At 57.7% G+C, this 16,768-nt stretch carries 13 protein-coding genes; 4 read left to right on the top strand and 9 right to left on the bottom strand.

All coding sequences use genetic code 11. The features are described from left to right. Positions 1–82: 82 nt before the first annotated feature. On the bottom strand, positions 83–1,465 hold the full coding sequence (gene cysS / locus AO242_RS18280) for a cysteine--tRNA ligase (RefSeq protein ID WP_099269825.1): 1,383 nt from the start codon (positions 1,463–1,465) through the stop codon (positions 83–85). A gap of 9 nt (positions 1,466–1,474) precedes the next feature. After that, positions 1,475–3,169: a glutamine--tRNA ligase/YqeY domain fusion protein gene (locus AO242_RS18275; protein ID WP_027902100.1), complete on the bottom strand. Its 1,695-nt coding sequence runs from the start codon at positions 3,167–3,169 to the stop codon at positions 1,475–1,477. Positions 3,170–3,376: 207 nt separating this feature from the next. On the opposite strand from AO242_RS18275, the gene AO242_RS18270 reads away from it, so the two are divergent. Next, positions 3,377–3,880 carry a peptidylprolyl isomerase gene (locus AO242_RS18270; RefSeq protein ID WP_099269824.1) on the top strand — a complete coding sequence of 168 codons (504 nt, stop codon included), beginning with the start codon at positions 3,377–3,379 and terminating at the stop codon, positions 3,878–3,880. After that, the gene (gene lpxH, locus AO242_RS18265) at positions 3,877–4,638 is read left to right on the top strand and encodes a UDP-2,3-diacylglucosamine diphosphatase (RefSeq protein ID WP_099269823.1); all 762 of its coding nucleotides are present in this window, start codon (positions 3,877–3,879) and stop codon (positions 4,636–4,638) included. Before AO242_RS18270 ends, lpxH begins: the two co-directional genes overlap by 4 nt. 118 nt (positions 4,639–4,756) lie before the next feature. Here the strand turns inward: lpxH and AO242_RS18260 are convergent, their stop codons facing one another. The 6 genes from AO242_RS18260 to rlmM form a co-directional block, all read right to left on the bottom strand. Continuing rightward, entirely contained in the window at positions 4,757–6,295 is a 1,539-nt protein-coding gene (locus AO242_RS18260) for a DHA2 family efflux MFS transporter permease subunit (protein WP_099269822.1), read from the bottom strand. A 65-nt stretch (positions 6,296–6,360) separates the two neighbouring features. Further along, entirely contained in the window at positions 6,361–7,575 is a 1,215-nt protein-coding gene (locus AO242_RS18255) for an HlyD family efflux transporter periplasmic adaptor subunit (RefSeq protein ID WP_099269821.1), read from the bottom strand. Between the two features lie 5 nt (positions 7,576–7,580). Beyond that, on the bottom strand, positions 7,581–9,056 hold the full coding sequence (locus AO242_RS18250; RefSeq protein WP_099269820.1) for an efflux transporter outer membrane subunit: 1,476 nt from the start codon (positions 9,054–9,056) through the stop codon (positions 7,581–7,583). Next, complete coding sequence (locus AO242_RS18245; RefSeq protein WP_027902106.1) at positions 9,053–9,541, bottom strand: MarR family winged helix-turn-helix transcriptional regulator; 489 nt, start codon at positions 9,539–9,541, stop codon at positions 9,053–9,055. The genes AO242_RS18250 and AO242_RS18245 overlap by 4 nt, the downstream gene beginning before the upstream one ends. Before the next feature lie 431 nt (positions 9,542–9,972). Then, positions 9,973–10,584, bottom strand: coding sequence for a tRNA-(ms[2]io[6]A)-hydroxylase (locus AO242_RS18240; RefSeq protein ID WP_099269819.1), 612 nt, complete (start codon positions 10,582–10,584; stop codon positions 9,973–9,975). 219 nt (positions 10,585–10,803) lie between these two features. After that, positions 10,804–11,871: a 23S rRNA (cytidine(2498)-2'-O)-methyltransferase RlmM gene (rlmM, locus tag AO242_RS18235; RefSeq protein ID WP_027902108.1), complete on the bottom strand. Its 1,068-nt coding sequence runs from the start codon at positions 11,869–11,871 to the stop codon at positions 10,804–10,806. 209 nt (positions 11,872–12,080) lie between these two features. Here rlmM and acnA point away from each other — a divergent pair, with 209 nt between their 5' ends. Together acnA and AO242_RS18225 are read left to right on the top strand one after the other, a co-directional pair. After that, positions 12,081–14,825, top strand: coding sequence for an aconitate hydratase AcnA (gene acnA, locus AO242_RS18230; protein ID WP_099269818.1), 2,745 nt, complete (start codon positions 12,081–12,083; stop codon positions 14,823–14,825). Between the two features lie 236 nt (positions 14,826–15,061). Then, positions 15,062–15,922: a shikimate dehydrogenase gene (locus AO242_RS18225; protein ID WP_099269817.1), complete on the top strand. Its 861-nt coding sequence runs from the start codon at positions 15,062–15,064 to the stop codon at positions 15,920–15,922. A 158-nt stretch (positions 15,923–16,080) separates the two neighbouring features. Here the strand turns inward: AO242_RS18225 and AO242_RS18220 are convergent, their stop codons facing one another. Further along, on the bottom strand, positions 16,081–16,752 hold the full coding sequence (locus AO242_RS18220) for a TetR/AcrR family transcriptional regulator (RefSeq protein WP_099269816.1): 672 nt from the start codon (positions 16,750–16,752) through the stop codon (positions 16,081–16,083). Positions 16,753–16,768 lie beyond the last annotated feature (16 nt).

The raw sequence follows: 16,768 nt of genomic DNA, 5'->3' as shown, positions 1-16,768 counted from the left end.
GGTTACTCAGCAACACCGCATCATCGTTCTTCGCGGGCAAGCCTCGCTCCAACAGAGACTAATCAAAAGCACCCGCAGCGAATCAATCCGCCAACCGCCAAGTCGTACCGCCCTTACCATCTTCCAGCGCCACGCCCATGGCGGTGATCTGGTCGCGGATGCGGTCGGACTCGGCCCAATCCTTGGCTGCGCGGGCAGCGAGACGCGCCTGGATCAGCGCTTCAACTTCTGCCGCGTCAACCCGCCCTTCCGCGCCTGCGCGCAAAAAGTCATCGGCTTCAAGCTGCAAGACGCCCAACACACTGGCCAGTTGTTTCAAGCGCGCCGCCAAACCGGCGGCGGCCGCCAAGTCTGTTTCGCGCAAACGGTTGATTTCACGAACCATCTCGAACAACACCGCGCACGCTTCAGGCGTACCGAAGTCGTCGTTCATGGCCGCAGAGAAACGCTCCACGAATGCCTCACCACCCACCGGCTCGGAAACCGGCAAGCCACGAAGGGCGTGGTAGAAACGCTCCAGCGCGCTCTTGGATTCCCTGAGACTGTCTTCGGAATAGTTGATCGCGCTGCGGTAGTGACTGGAAACCAACAGATACCGCACCACTTCCGGCGAGTATTTTTCCAGCACGTCGCGGATGGTGAAGAAGTTGTTCAATGACTTGGACATCTTCTCGCCATTGATGCGAATCATGCCGCAGTGCAACCATGCGTTGGCGTAGGTCTTGCCAGTGGCCGCTTCGCTCTGGGCGATTTCGTTTTCATGGTGCGGAAACTCAAGGTCGCTGCCGCCGCCATGAATATCGAACGTCTCACCCAGGCAGCAGGTGGACATCACCGAGCACTCGATGTGCCAGCCCGGACGCCCTGCACCCCATGGCGATTCCCAGCTGGGCTCGCCCGGTTTGACGCCTTTCCAGAGCACGAAGTCCAGCGGATCGTCCTTGGACTCGTCCACTTCGATACGTGCGCCAATGCGCAGGTCTTCGATCTTCTTGCGCGACAGCTTGCCGTAACCGAGGAATTTGCCGACGCGGTAATAAACGTCGCCATTACCCGGTGCATAGGCGTAGCCCTTGTCGATCAAGGTCTGAATCATGGCGTGCATGCCGTCGATGTAATCGGTGGCACGCGGCTCCATATCCGGCTTGAGGATATTCAGCCGTGCTTCGTCCTCATGCATCGCATCAATCATTCGCGCCGTCAGCGCATCAAACGACTCGCCGTTTTCACGGGCACGATTGATGATCTTGTCGTCAATGTCAGTGATGTTGCGCACATACGTCAGGTCGTAACCGCTGAAGCGCAGCCAGCGGGTCACGAGGTCGAACGCCACCATGCTGCGGCCGTGGCCCAGGTGGCAGTAGTCGTACACGGTCATCCCGCAGACATACATACGCACCTTGTTGCCATCCAGCGGTTTGAAGACTTCTTTGCTCTTGGTGAGCGTGTTGTAGATAGAAAGCACTTGCTTGCCTCAGGTCCAGGAGTCCCGCAACGTCACCGTGCGGTTGAAGACTGGTTGACCAGGTTTCGAGTCCTTGATGTCCGCGCAGAAATAACCTTCGCGTTCGAACTGGAAACGGTCTTCCGGTTGCGCTTGTCCCAATGAAGGTTCAGCACGACAACCGGTCAGCACTTGCAGGGAATCCGGATTGATGTTGTCCAGGAAGGTCGCGCCGTCTTCGGTCTTTTCAGGATTTGGCGAACGGAACAGACGGTCGTAAAGACGGACTTCGCATTCAACGCTTTCAGCCGCCGGGACCCAGTGCACAACGCCTTTGACCTTACGGCCTTCAGGGTTCTTGCCCAGGGTGTCGGGGTCGTAAGAGCAACGCAGCTCGACGATGTTGCCGTCGGCATCCTTGATCGCTTCGTCGGCACGGATCACGTAGCTGCCACGCAGGCGCACTTCGCCATTCGGCTCCAGACGCTTGTAGCCCTTTGGCGGCTCTTCCATGTAGTCGTCGCGGTCGATGTAGATCTCGCGGGAGAACGGCAGCTCGCGTACGCCGAGGTCTTCTTTCGGGTGGCGCGGCAGCTCAAGCTTCTCGACCTGACCTTCCGGATAATTAGTGATCACGACTTTCAACGGACGCAGCACGCACATGGCACGCGGAGCGCTGTGGTCCAGATCGTCGCGGATACTGAATTCCAGCATGCCGAAATCGACTACGCCGTCGGAACGGTTGGTGCCGATCATTTCGCAGAAGTTACGAATCGACTTCGGCGTGTAGCCACGGCGGCGGAAACCCGACAGCGTCGACATGCGCGGGTCGTCCCAACCGTGAACGTGCTTCTCATCGACCAGTTGCTTGAGCTTGCGCTTGCTGGTGATGGTGTAGTTCAGGTTCAGGCGCGAGAACTCGTACTGGCGCGGTTTGCTTGGCACCGGCAGGTTATCGAGGAACCAGTCATACAGCGGACGATGGCTTTCGAACTCCAGGGTGCAGATCGAGTGCGTGATGCCTTCGATGGCATCCGACTGACCGTGGGTGAAGTCGTAGATCGGGTAGATGCACCACTTGTCGCCGGTCTGGTGGTGGTGAGCATGACGAATGCGATACAGGATCGGGTCCCGCAGGTTCATGTTCGGCGAAGCCATGTCGATTTTGGCGCGCAGTACACGGGCACCGTCTTCGAACTCACCGGCTTTCATGCGGGCGAACAGGTCAAGGTTTTCCTCAACGCTGCGCTCACGGAACGGGCTGTTCTTGCCCGGCTCGGTCAGGGTGCCGCGATATTCGCGCGCCTGTTCCGGGGTCAGATCGTCCACGTAAGCCTTGCCAGCCTTGATCAGCTCGACAGCCCAGTCGTGCAATTGATCGAAATACTGCGAGGCATAGCGCACTTCGCCATCCCACTCGAAGCCCAGCCACTTGACGTCGCTTTCAATGGCGTCGATGTATTCCTGGTCTTCCTTGGCCGGGTTGGTGTCGTCGAAACGCAGGTGCGTGACGCCACCGAATTCCTGAGCCAGACCGAAATTCACGCAGATCGACTTGGCGTGGCCGATGTGCAGATAGCCGTTTGGCTCAGGCGGGAAGCGGGTCACGATCTTCGTGTGCTTACCCGAATCGAGGTCAGCCTGGACAATCGGGCGCAGGAAATTGGTAGGAATTGCAGGGCCTGCCTTTGAATTCGCAGCGGGGTCTTGAGTGGGCTTGCTCATAGGATCCTTGGACAATACAAGTGCGCGGCCAGGGTAGGCCGACTAAATCAAAGCGCTTATGATAGCCGAAGCTGTCAATAGGCTAACAGCGCCCTGTAAGAAAACCATCGAGTTAAAAACTCGAAAGAATTATGTAACGACCTCTGTAAACTGCGCGTCTGGGTTATAACGCGTCCATTCACGAATGCCAAAAGAGCGATTTTTGATATGTCCAAAGTAAAATTGACCACCAACCACGGCGACATCGTTCTGCAGCTGAACGCTGAAAAAGCGCCGCTGACCGTTGCCAACTTCATCGAATACGTCAACGCCGGCCACTACGAAAACACCGTTTTCCACCGTGTCATCGGTAACTTCATGATCCAGGGCGGCGGTTTCGAGCCTGGCATGAAAGAAAAGAAAGACAAGCGCCCAAGCATCCAGAACGAAGCTGACAACGGTCTGCCGAACAAGAAGTACAGCGTTGCCATGGCCCGTACCATGGAGCCGCATTCGGCCTCCGCGCAGTTCTTCATCAACGTTGCCGACAACAGCTTCCTCAACCACAGCGCCAAGACCACTCAGGGCTGGGGTTACGCTGTATTCGCTGAAGTGATCGAAGGCACTGACGTTGTCGACAAGATCAAAGGCGTGTCCACCGGCAGCAAATCCGGCCACCAGGACGTACCGACTGAAGACGTGATCATCGAGAAAGCCGAGATCGTTGAGTGATATTGCTGATCTCCGATCTGCATTTGCAGGAAGAACGCCCGGACATTACCCGGGCGTTTCTGGATCTGATCGCGGGCCGTGCCCGCGATGCTCAGGCCCTGTATATCCTCGGTGATTTTTTCGAGGTCTGGATTGGCGATGATGCAATGTCGCCCTTTCAGCGCTCGATTTGCCAGGCCTTACGAGAGCTGAGCGATAGCGGCATCCAAATATTTCTGATGCATGGCAATCGTGACTTCATGATTGGCCGTGCCTTCTGTAAAGCGGCTGGCTGCACACTGCTGCCAGACCCGAGCGTCGTTCAGTTGAACGGCGAGCCTGTTCTGCTGATGCACGGCGACAGCCTGTGTACGCGGGATGAAGGCTACATTCGCATGCGCCGTTACCTGCGCAACCCGCTGACCCTGTTCGTGCTGCGTAATCTGCCCAAGAGCACCCGATACAAGCTGGCGCGCAAACTGCGCAATGAAAGCCGCTCGCAAACCCGAATGAAAGCCAACGACATCGTCGACGTCACGCCAGAAGAAGTGCCCAACGTGATGCAGCAATTTGACGTACGAACCCTGATCCACGGCCACACCCACCGCCCCGCCATCCATAAGCTACAGATCGGCGATCAGGCGGCGCGGCGCATTGTGCTGGGTGACTGGGACAAGCAAGGCTGGGCTGTGCAGGTGGATGAGCAAGGGTTTCAGTTGGGGGCGTTTGATTTTGTGCCGGAGCAGGCGTTGGCGATAACGCACACATCCGCCGGGTGATTTGTTGGAGCGAGGCTTGCCCGCGAACCGCCCGACTCGGTGGATCCGATACACCGCATTATCGTTCTTCGCGGGCAAGCCTCGCTCCAACAAAGCCCACAGAAGCCTTAAGACAACTTCAATGCCCGCCCCCAGCCGCAGGCCCGGCCTTGGCGGTAAACGGCGGTTTGGCCAGCCAGACCAGCAGAATCAGGCCCATGAATATCCAGCCCATTAGATAGAAATAATCCACCGTGGACATCATGTACGCCTGGCTATTGAGGGTCTGCTCAAGTTGCGCATAAGCCGAAGGGCTCGCACCACCCAGTGAGTTCAGCGCATCCCGGGTCGCAGGATCATAAGTGCTGATGTTTTCACTCAGATACGCATGATGCTGATCGGCACGGCGGATCCAGATCCACGTGGTCAGCGATGCCGCGAAGCTACCGCCCAGCGTCCGCAAAAACGTCGCCAGCCCTGAGCCATCGGCAATCTGATTAGGCGGCAAGTCTGAAAGCAGAATGCTCAACGTCGGCATGAAGAACAACGCCACGCCCGCCCCCATGAACAACTGGACCAGCGCGATGTGTTCAAAGTCCACCTCGTTGGTGAAGCCCGCCCGCATGAAGCAACTGGTGCCAATCGCCAGAAACGCCAATCCGGCCAGCACGCGCAGGTCGAACTTGTGTGCGTACTTGCCGACAAAAGGCGACATCAACACCGGCAAGATACCGATGGGTGCTACAGCCAGCCCCGCCCAGGTTGCCGTGTAGCCCATCTGGGTCTGCAGCCACTGGGGCAGCAACAGGTTGATACCAAAGAACCCGGAATAGCCGCCGACCAGCACCATGGTGCCGATGCGGAAGTTACGAAAGGCAAACAGACGAAGATTGACTATCGGGTGCTTGTCGGTCATTTCCCAGATCACGAAAACCGACAATGCTACGGCTGAAATCAGCGCGCCGATGACGATGAAATTTGACTCGAACCAGTCCAGGTCGTTGCCCTTGTCGAGCACGATCTGCAAGGCACCGACGCCAATGATCAAAGTGATCAGCCCGATATAGTCCATGGGCTGGTAACTGGTCACCACTGGCCGTTTGGCCATTTGCATGCGTACGACCAGCACTGCGAACAGGCCAATCGGGATGTTGATGAAGAAGATCCACGGCCAGCTGTAACTGTCAGTGATCCAGCCGCCGAGAATCGGCCCGGCAATCGGTGCGACCACCGTGACCATCGCCAGCAATGCCAGTGCCATCCCCCTTTTCGCCGGGGGGTACACCGCAATCAACAGGGTTTGCGTCATGGGGTACAACGGCCCCGCCACTACGCCTTGCAGCACGCGAAAGCCCACCAGCTCAGGCATTGACTGGGAAATCCCGCACAGGAACGACGCCAGCACAAACAGAATCGTCGCCCACAGAAAAAGCTTCACCTCGCCAAAACGGCGGCTCAGCCAGCCTGTCAGCGGCAAGGCGATGGCGTTACTCACGGCGAACGAGGTAATAACCCAAGTGCCCTGCTCCGAGCTGACGCCCAGATTGCCGGAAATGGTCGGCAAGGCGACGTTGGCAATCGTCGTATCGAGAACCTGCATGAAGGTCGCCAGCGAAAGGCCGATGGTACACAGCAGCAGGCTGGGCGGCGTAAATGATGCGGGGGCGTTGGCGCTCATCGCGAATCCCTGAAAACTTGACGCTGCCCCGGCCGTTCAAAGGCCAGGGCACGCGGATTGGCGGATCAGCGCTGAGCAGTCTTGCCGGTCAGTGCGCTGTTTTCATGAATCAGACGATTGATCAAGGCATCTGCCTCGGCCAGTTGCTGCTCATAGACGTTGGTGCTGAACGAAGCCTGCTTCGGCGGCTGTTGCGCCAATACCGGTCCGCTCTGATCATGCAGATCGACGTTAACTGTCGTGGACAGGCCGATGCGCAGCGGATGCTTCGCCAGTTCTTCTGCGTTGATGTGGACACGAACGGGAACGCGCTGAACGATCTTGATCCAGTTGCCGGTGGCGTTCTGTGCAGGCAGCAGAGCGAATGCACTGCCGGTACCGGCACCCAGGCTGTCGATGGTGCCGCTGTACTTCACGTCGCTGCCGTAAAGATCCGACTCGATTTCCACCGGCTGACCAATGCGCATTTTGCCCAGTTGGGTTTCCTTGAAGTTGGCATCGATCCACAACTGATCCAGCGGAATCACCGCCATCAATGCGGTGCCAGGCTGAACGCGCTGACCCAGTTGTACCGTTCGTTTGGCGACATAACCGGTGACGGGTGCGATCAAGGTGCTGCGAGCATTGGCCAGGTAAGCCTGACGCACCTGAGCCGCAGCGGCCTTCACGTCCGGGTGCGACGACACTTCGGTGTCATCCACCAACGCGACGCTACTCGCCAGTTGCTGCTGAACATTGCTCAAGGCGCTTTGCGCACTGATCAAATCGTCATGGGCATGGGAGAGTTCTTCCTGAGAAATTGCCCCGCCAGCGGCCAGACTCTTGCGTCGGGTGTAGTTGTCCTGAGCCTTTTTCACTTCAGCGCGCTGGGCTGCCAACTGAGCTTTCATGCCGTCGACATTGCTGTACAGACCGCGAACCTGCCGCACAGTCTTGCCCAGATTGGCTTCGGCACTTTGCAGACCGACTTCGGCATCCGCAGGGTCAAATTGCAGCAACACCTGACCGGCGCGAACCAGATCACCATCATCCGCGCCAATGCTGGTCACGGTGCCGGTGACCAGCGGAGTGATTTCCACCACGTTGCCGTTCACATAAGCATCGTCGGTGTTTTCATTCCAGCGGCCATACAGTTCATGCCAGGCCCAGACGCCCAACCCGCCGAGAATGACCACGAGCGCCAAGCCGATCAGGAGCAGTTTGCGCTTACGTGGGTTAGTGTCTTTTTTACTGTTTTCCGGAGCGTTCCCAGAAGTGTTTTCGCTAGCGGCAGTGGCCATGACGATTACCTTGAGTTAGTCAGCGAAGCAGTTGATGAAGTGGCGTCGGAGGGACTTTCGCCCTCGAAACCACCGCCCAGGGCTTGCATCAACTGGATCGATAAATCGATTCGTTCGGCGTTGAGATCAGCCAGTTGGCGTTGTGACTGGAGTAATTGCTGCTCTGTAGTCAGCACGTCCAGGTAATTGCCGATCCCCGAGCCATAGCGCTGGGTCACGGTGTTGAAAGATTGCTGGACCACATCCGTGGCGTGCTGACGGGCCTGAATCTGGCCATCGATGGCACGCAACTGACCGATGTTGTCGCTGACGTCGCCCAAGGCCCGCACCAAGCTCTTGTTGTACTGCGCCACGGCCAGATCGTAGTCGGCATCGCGAGCGTCCAGATCAGCACGCAAACGGTCGCCGTCGAACAACGGCAAGGAGATGGTCGGAGCAACATTGAAGAAGCGGCTGGCCGAACCAAACATAGCGTCACCCAGCAACGACTCAGCCCCGGCAGCGGCACTGAGGTTCAGGTTCGGATAGAAATTGGTCTTGCCCGCCACGATGTTCTTGCTCGCGGCTTCAACGCGCCAGCGGGCCGCGACGATGTCAGGCCGACGTCCCAGCAACTCGGCTGGCAATGAAGTCGGCAAGGTAACAACGGCCGGTTTGAGCACGTTGGGTCTGGCGATTTCCTGACCGCGATCCGGGCCTTTACCGAGTAGCACCGCCAAAGCGATTTTGGCGCTGCGCAGGCTTTTCTCGGCAGCGATCAGCGCCTCTTGGGAGTTGGCCTCCAGGCTTTCGGTCTGCTGATATTGATACTGGCTGTCGATCCCGGACTGCAGGCGCTGATTGCCCAGGTTGAGCAATTGTTGCGTGCGCTTGAGATCCTCAGTCGCCAGATCATGAACGATGTAAGCCTGGCCTACATTGCTGTAGGCACGTGCCACATCGGCAGCCAACGTCAGGCGCGCAGCTTGTTCATCGACTTCAGCAGCGCGAGCCTGACCCAAAGCCGCTTCCCAGGCTGCCCGCTGGCCGCCCCACAAATCGAAGTTGTAATTGAAGTTCACCGCGAGACTGCGCAACGTGCTGTAGCGCCCGCCCATGCCACTTGGGTCCTGATCCCGGGCCAGGCGCGAGCGGCTGACACTGGCGTCGGCGTCGACCGTAGGCATACGTGCCGCATCGGCAGCGTAAGCCGAAGCCATGGCTTGATGAGTGCGCGCATTGGCGACCTGCATGTCGGGGCTATCGCGCAGGGCTTCGTCGATCAGGGCGTTCAGTTGAGGATCGCCGAGGTTTGTCCACCAGTCACGTTTAGGCCAGGCCGCAGGCGACAGGCTAATACCTTGCAGGCTGTGTTCGGCTTGCAGGTTATTAGCGTCAAGGCTTTTGCCTTGGGTGGTCAGGCCGCTGTAGTTGGCGCAACCGGCGACACTCAGGGCGATCAGCAACAGGCTATAGCGCGCCCGCGATATAGAAAGGCTCATTCTGCACCTCTGTCTTTGAAACTCAGACGGGTAATGGCGATGTGATCGTTGGCATCAATCAGCACCTTGCTGAGGATTCGCTCCAGACTTGCCACCTCTTCCGCATCCAGCACGCCAAGCAGCTCATTCATGGCTTCAGCGCCAATCTGTGGCAATTGGTCGGTGATGATTCGCCCCTGCTCTGTCAGAACGAGCTGAACCTGACGCCGATCAGTAGCCGATCGGGTGCGCTCCAGCAATTGTTTCTGCTCAAGGCGATCAAGCATGCGGGTCATGGAACCGCTGTCCAGAGACAGGTGCCGACACAATTCAGCGGGAGTGTCCGCACGGAACTGGGCAACGATGATCAACACCTTGAACTGCGAGAAAGTGATGCCGTAGGGCACTAATTGCTTGTCGAGAATGCGATCCTTCAGCGAATTGGTGCGGCCGATCAGCATGCCCATGATCGTCGACTGCTGATTGTCAGGACTGAAATGTTTCATGAATCCACCAAATTAGCTGCCTAGGCAGAGAATGTGGTGATATTACTGCCTAGGCAGCAAATGGCAAAGCTTTTATTAGCTTGCTTACTATTTTTAGGAAGCGAGACGTGTGCTAAACCGATAGGAGCGAACTTGTTCGCGAGGGGGCATGACTGAAAAACATCAGTCGCTGACACAACGCTTCGCGAACAAGTTCGCTCCTACCGGTTCAGTGCAGATTGAGGAAGGCCAGCGCTCGACAATGTGGATAGTTTCGATTTTGGCGAGGTGAGAAGGCAGGTTGCGAAGTCGGTAGGAGCGAACTTGTTCGCGAGGGGCATGACTGAAAAACATCAGTCGCTGACACACCGCCTCGCGAACAAATTCGCTCCTACCGGTTTAGCGCGGTAGGCGTGTCGCCATAGGTCAGAAAGCTGGTTGAGAGATCGGGCTCAACCGAACGCCGGCACACCGCTGTGGAACCGGAACTCTTCGTCCGGGCTTTCGATCAGTTCGCGTTCGGCGAGGCGGACTTCTTCGATTTTGGCGTCAACATCAGCCTTGTCGCCATAGGTATAGGCCAGCTTCAGGTAGTCCTGAAAATGCCGTGCTTCGGATTTCAACAGCCCGGCGTAGAACTTGCCCAGTTCCTCATCCAGATGCGGCACCAGACAGGCGAAGCGCTCGCAGGAACGGGCTTCGACAATCGCCCCGACGATCAACGCATCCGTCAGACGATACGGATTGTGATTGCGCACCAGCTTGCGCAGAGCCCCGGCATACCGTGCAGAACTGACGTTGGCCATGGGGATTTCGCGCTTGCGGATGATGCTCAGCACTTGCTCGAAGTGCCGCAGTTCTTCACGGGCGAGGCGCGACATCTTGCTTAGCAGGTCGAACTTGTCGTTGTACTGGAACATGAACTGAAACGCCGCCCCGGCCGCCTTCTTTTCGTTGTTCGCGTGGTCGATCAGCAGGATATCCAGATTGCATAATGCAGCCTGGACCCAACTGTCGGGGGTGCGGCAAAGGAGGAAGGCTTCAATTTCGGGAATCGGGTACATAGGCTCACAAAAGGCCGGACGACAAGGCCGGGCATTATACGAGGGCAGCCGGTGTCCGGCGATAGAAATGCGATTTTACCTGTGGGAGATCTATATTGATCTTGTAGGACCGGCTTTAGCCGGGAGGGCAGTATTTCTGCAGAAGCAAATTTAGCGAATATCTCGGAGCCCTCCCGGCTAAAGCCGGTCCTACGAGTTGAGCGTGTGGGGGCCTTATCTTCAGCCCTTGCGCTTCCCGTCCAGCCGACGCAAATGGCAGGTCACTTCTTCGCGGTCGTGGTACAGCTGCTTGCAGCCGATCTCAACCCGAATACCTCGCGCTTCGAAGCCTTCCTCAATGCGCAGCAACAGGCGACTGACTTCGGCATAACGCTGCTTCATCGGCAATTTGAGGTTGACCACGGCTTCGCGACACAAGCCCTCGCCCAGCCAGGTTTCCAGCAAAGCAGCATTACGCGCAGGTTTCTCGACGATGTCACACACCATCCAGTCCACCGGTTGGCGCGGTTTGTAAGTAAACCCATCGGCCATCAAATGCTGAACCAGCCCGGTGTCCATCAGGCTTTCGGCCATTGGCCCGTTGTCGATGGCCGTCACCAGCATGCCGCGGCGCACCAGTTGGTAAGTCCAGCCACCCGGCGCAGCACCGAGGTCGACACCGGTCATGTCACCGGAAAGACGCTCATCCCACTGATCACGCGGGATGAAGTGATGCCAGGCCTCTTCCAGTTTCAGCGTCGAACGACTTGGCGCTTCACGGGGAAATTTCAGACGAGGGATGCCCATGGGCCACATCGCCGAATTGTCGGCATCAGCCAGTCCGAGAAACACCTCACGACCACTCTTGAAGGTCAGCAACAAGCGTGGCTTACGCGGATCGTCGACCAGCTTGCCAGCCTGAGTCAGCGCCTTGCGCAACGGGGCTTCGAACTTGCGACAGAACGTCGAAAGCTCCTTGCCATCGTTGGTGTCGACCACTTCCAGCCACAGGCTGCCGCAGGTGGCAAAGCTAGCCATGTGCGCAAGAATGACACTGATGCGGTCTGTTTCCGGCAACTCCAGAAACACACCCCGAGCCCATTGGCGAGGGAAGATCAGTTTCGAGAAGCGCTGGCCATTCATAAGCCGCTCGGCACCATCGTCTTCGGTGCAGACAAATTCGGCGCAGGCGGTATTTGGCTTGGCTTTGGCGTAGCCGGACACATTGAGGCGTGCCGCATGCTCGGCGATTTCCGAACAGACCTCACCTTCAAAGCCCGGACGACAGTGCATAAACAGGGTGTTCATGGGGTGCTCCTGAACACGTCGACCTATACGAGAGAATTAACCTCAGCGACGCAAAAGGCGAGCATGATAGCTGAATCAGGAACCACTGGTGGAACCGGCTGGTCATTAGCACATAAGCATTCAATCGCGAGCGATACCAAGACCCAAGCTTGCAAAAGGATTTAAATCGTCCAGTCCGTACCGTGCGGACGCATCAAAGGAGTTATTTCATGCCCTCCCTCGATAGCCTGAACACCCTTAAAACACTCGAAATCGACAACAAGACCTACCACTACTTCAGTCTGCCGGAAGCCGCAAAGAGCCTGGGCGATCTGAGCAAATTGCCGATGTCCCTCAAGGTGCTGCTGGAAAACCTGCTGCGCTGGGAGGACAACAAGACCGTCACCGGAACAGACCTGAAATCGCTGGCTGCATGGCTGGGCGAGCGTCGCTCCGACCGGGAAATTCAGTACCGCCCTGCCCGCGTCCTGATGCAAGACTTTACCGGCGTACCGGCCGTGGTCGATCTGGCTGCCATGCGCGCCGCCGTGGCCAAGGCTGGCGGCGATCCGCAGCGTATCAACCCGTTGTCACCCGTGGATCTGGTCATCGACCACTCGGTGATGGTCGACAAATTCGGCGATGCAGATTCATTTGCGCAAAACGTCGATATCGAAATGGAGCGCAACGGGGAGCGTTACGCCTTTCTCCGCTGGGGCCAGAGCGCTTTCGATAATTTCAGCGTAGTACCGCCGGGTACCGGGATCTGCCATCAGGTCAATCTGGAATACCTGGGGCGCACGGTCTGGACCAAAGACGAGGATGGCCGCACCTATGCCTTCCCCGACACGCTGGTGGGCACCGATTCTCACACCACTATGATTAACGGCCTCGGCGTCCTGGGCTGGGGTGTGGGCGGTATCGAAGCGGAAGCAGCGATGCTGGGTCAGCCGGTGTCGATGCTGATCCCGGAAGTGATCGGTTTCAAACTCAATGGCAAGCTCAGAGAAGGCATCACCGCCACCGACCTGGTACTGACCGTCACGCAAATGCTGCGCAAGAAAGGCGTAGTCGGGAAATTTGTCGAGTTTTACGGAGATGGTCTGGCCGAACTGCCATTGGCTGACCGTGCCACCATCGCCAACATGGCCCCTGAATATGGTGCGACGTGCGGTTTCTTCCCGGTCGACGAGGTGACCCTGGACTATCTACGCCTGTCCGGTCGTCCTGATGAAACGGTGAAACTGGTTGAGGCCTACTGCAAGGCCCAAGGCCTCTGGCGCCTGCCCGGCCAGGATCCGGTGTTTACCGACAGCCTTGAACTGGACATGAACACGGTCGTAGCCAGCCTGGCCGGTCCGAAGCGTCCTCAGGATCGCGTCGCGTTGCCGGATGTTGCCCAAGCCTTTACTGATTTCCTTGGCCTGCAATTCAAACCCGCCCAGAAAGACGAAGGTCGTCTGGAAAGCGAAGGCGGCGGTGGTGTCGCGGTGGGCAATGCCGATCAAGTGACAGGTGAGGCCGAATACGAGCATGAAGGCCGTACCTATCGCCTGAAAAACGGCGCTGTGGTCATCGCGGCAATTACCTCCTGTACCAACACCTCTAACCCTAGCGTAATGATGGCCGCCGGACTGGTGGCGAAAAAAGCCGTGGAGAAAGGCCTGAAAACCAAGCCCTGGGTGAAGACGTCACTGGCCCCTGGCTCCAAAGTGGTGACCGACTATTACAAAGCAGCCGGGCTGACCCAATACCTCGACGCACTGGGTTTCGATCTGGTGGGCTACGGCTGTACCACATGCATCGGCAACTCCGGGCCGTTGCCTGATCCTATCGAGAAAGCCATTCAACAATCGGATCTGACCGTGGCGTCAGTGCTGTCCGGGAACCGTAACTTCGAAGGCCGCGTGCATCCGCTGGTCAAAACCAACTGGCTGGCCTCCCCGCCGCTGGTTGTCGCCTATGCGCTGGCAGGTAGCGTGCGAGTGGATATCAGCAGTGAATCCCTGGGTGAAGGCAAAGACGGTCAACCGGTTTATCTGCGCGATATCTGGCCGAGCCAAAAGGAAATCGCCGAAGCGGTTGAACAGGTCAATACCGGCATGTTCCACAAGGAATACGCCGAAGTGTTCGCTGGCGACGAACAATGGCAAGCCATCGAAGTGCCGCAAGCTGCAACTTACGTGTGGCAGGACGATTCGACCTACATCCAGCATCCACCCTTCTTCGAAGACATCGCCGGGCCGCTGCCGGTCATCGAAGACATCCACAGCGCACGTGTGCTGGCCTTGCTGGGTGACTCGGTGACCACCGACCACATTTCCCCGGCCGGTAACATCAAGGCGGACAGCCCGGCAGGCCGCTATCTGCGTCAACAGGGCGTTGAGCCACGAGACTTCAACTCTTACGGTTCACGTCGCGGTAACCATGAAGTCATGATGCGCGGAACCTTCGCCAATATCCGTATCCGCAACGAGATGCTCGGCGGCGAAGAAGGTGGTTTTACCCTGCACGCCCCCACTGACGAGAAGATGCCGATTTACGATGCAGCCATGCGCTATCAGGCCGAAAAAACACCACTGGTGATCATTGCCGGTCAGGAATACGGCACCGGTTCAAGCCGCGACTGGGCCGCAAAAGGCACTAACCTGCTGGGCGTCAAAGCGGTGATTGCCGAGAGCTTCGAGCGCATCCACCGCTCAAACCTGGTCGGCATGGGTGTGTTGCCGCTGCAGTTCAAGAATGGCCAGAGTCGCAAGACGTTGAACCTTACCGGTAAGGAGACGCTGGATATCAGCGGCCTGACCCATGCTGAGCTTCGGCCTGGCATGAGCCTCAAGCTGACGATCACCCGCGAAGACGGCACTCAGGAACTGGTCGATGTGCTGTGCCGCATCGATACGCTGAATGAGGTGGAGTACTTCAAGGCGGGCGGGATTCTGCATTATGTGTTGCGGCAGTTGATTGCATCCTGACTCTGGTTGGAGCGAGGCTTGCCCGCGAACCGGTCAACACGGTATGCCTGCGTACCGCGTTATCGTTCTTCGCGAGCAAGCTCGGCTCCAACAGACCACATTCAAAGGGCGATAAACGAACAGATTTATCGCCTTGCCTTCATCCTGGCTCTTCCGCAAAATTAACCATCTGGTACATTTTGCTTAAACCGCATCCTTCGATCCCTGAATGCGGCATCTAATAAGAGCCGATCGCCATGACTTTCATTCGTAAACCGTCCATTCTCGCCGGCCTCATCGGTTCGGGTATCCAGGCCTCGCGCACCCCGGCGCTGCATGAGCACGAAGGCGATGCCCAAGGCATCCGCTATCTGTATCGACTGCTCGACCTCGATGCACTCAAACTCGACATCACCGCCCTGCCGGACTTGATCACCAGTGCCCAGCGCCTGGGTTACACCGGGCTGAACATTACCTTTCCCTGCAAACAGGCGGTTATCCCGCTACTGGATGACCTCTCGCCTGAGGCCCGGGGTATCGGCGCGGTGAACACGGTGCTGTTCAAGGATGGTCAGCGGATTGGCCACAACACCGATTGCCTGGGTTTCGCCGAAGGTTTCCGTCGCGGCCTCAATGACGTGCCCCGCCAGCGCGTGGTGCAGATGGGTGCCGGTGGCGCGGGCGCCGCAGTGGCCCATGCCTTGCTGGCCGAAGGCGTCGAACAATTGAGTATTTTCGAAGTGGATCCGGCAAGAGCCCAGGGCCTTGTGGACAACCTGAATAGCCACTTCGGCGCGAACCGGGCGTTGGTAGGTCGGGATTTGCGTGAAGCCATGGCCGCTGCCGATGGCCTGGTAAACACCACCCCGGTCGGCATGACCAAACTGCCTGGTACACCGCTACCTCCGGAGCTGTTGCATAAAGCCCTGTGGGTCGCAGAAATTATCTATTTCCCGCTTGAAACCGAACTGCTCAAACACGCCCGCGCCCTGGGTTGCCGCACGCTGGACGGCGGCACCATGGCGGTGTTTCAGGCGGTGAAGGCCTTTGAACTGTTCAGCGGCCAGACGGCCGATGCGGGGCGCATGCAGGATCACTTTGCGAGCATGGGTGAATGACTACTGGCTTGAATTGATGTCTTCAGATGCCTCCATTCCCTTGTGGGAGATTCCATGGTGGCCTTTAATCCCGTAGGACCGGCTTTAGCCGGGAGAGCGGTATTTCTGGCGAAGAAGGTTCGGTGAGTGTTCCCACGTCCTCCCGGCTAAAGCCGGTCCTACGGCCGCAAGTATCGACTCACCGAATCACACAGCATCGCCTTGTGCCGCTGTTTGATCTCGTCGTTGACCAATTCGATCTGGAAGATCTCGGAAAAGGTGTGGCGGTTCGAGATCCGGTAGAAACAGAACGAGCTGATCATCAGATGCAGATCAATAGCGTTCACGCCTTGGCGAAACACTCCTAGCGCTTCGCCGCGACGCAAAATATTGTCGAGAATGCTGACAATGTTCTGGCTCAACTGGCGGATGGTCGGTGACTGTTTGACGTTCTCGCCGTTGTGGATGTTCTCGATACACACGATCCGCACGAAGTCGACGTTACGGTCGTGGTGATCGAAGGTGAACTCCACCAGCCGCTCAATGGCCTGCATGGGCTCCAGCGCATCCAGATTGAGTCCGCTTTCCGTGCGGCGAATGTCGCCATAAAGCCTTTCCAGCACCTCGGCGTACAACTGCTCCTTGCTGTTGAAGTAGTAATAAATCATCCGCTTGGAGGTTTTTGTACGCTCGGCGATAGCGTCGACACGCGCGCCGGACAAACCCTGGGCGACGAACTCGGCAATGGCTGCCTGAAGGATGTCATCCCGGGTTTTTTCCGGATTATTCTTGCGCCCTGTCGCCGTTGTTCTAACCGGGGCGATCACGGCACTTTCATCAATAGTTGTCATTTCAGCGGCATACCAC

The organism is Pseudomonas sp. ICMP 561 (genome assembly GCF_002699985.1).
GTDB classification, from domain to species: Bacteria; Pseudomonadota; Gammaproteobacteria; order Pseudomonadales; family Pseudomonadaceae; genus Aquipseudomonas; species Aquipseudomonas quasicaspiana.
This window is presented reverse-complemented; position numbering and strand designations above follow the sequence as displayed.

Coding starts and splice junctions, on each gene's coding strand:
- AO242_RS18275 (WP_027902100.1), bottom strand. CDS start 3,169: ATGAGCAAGCCCACTCAAGACCCCGCTGCGAATTCAAAGGCAGGCCCT.
- AO242_RS18270 (WP_099269824.1), top strand. CDS start 3,377: ATGTCCAAAGTAAAATTGACCACCAACCACGGCGACATCGTTCTGCAG.
- AO242_RS18260 (WP_099269822.1), bottom strand. CDS start 6,295: ATGAGCGCCAACGCCCCCGCATCATTTACGCCGCCCAGCCTGCTGCTG.
- AO242_RS18255 (WP_099269821.1), bottom strand. CDS start 7,575: ATGGCCACTGCCGCTAGCGAAAACACTTCTGGGAACGCTCCGGAAAAC.
- AO242_RS18250 (WP_099269820.1), bottom strand. CDS start 9,056: ATGAGCCTTTCTATATCGCGGGCGCGCTATAGCCTGTTGCTGATCGCC.
- AO242_RS18245 (WP_027902106.1), bottom strand. CDS start 9,541: ATGAAACATTTCAGTCCTGACAATCAGCAGTCGACGATCATGGGCATG.
- AO242_RS18240 (WP_099269819.1), bottom strand. CDS start 10,584: ATGTACCCGATTCCCGAAATTGAAGCCTTCCTCCTTTGCCGCACCCCC.
- rlmM (WP_027902108.1), bottom strand. CDS start 11,871: ATGAACACCCTGTTTATGCACTGTCGTCCGGGCTTTGAAGGTGAGGTC.
- acnA (WP_099269818.1), top strand. CDS start 12,081: ATGCCCTCCCTCGATAGCCTGAACACCCTTAAAACACTCGAAATCGAC.
- AO242_RS18225 (WP_099269817.1), top strand. CDS start 15,062: ATGACTTTCATTCGTAAACCGTCCATTCTCGCCGGCCTCATCGGTTCG.
- AO242_RS18220 (WP_099269816.1), bottom strand. CDS start 16,752: ATGACAACTATTGATGAAAGTGCCGTGATCGCCCCGGTTAGAACAACG.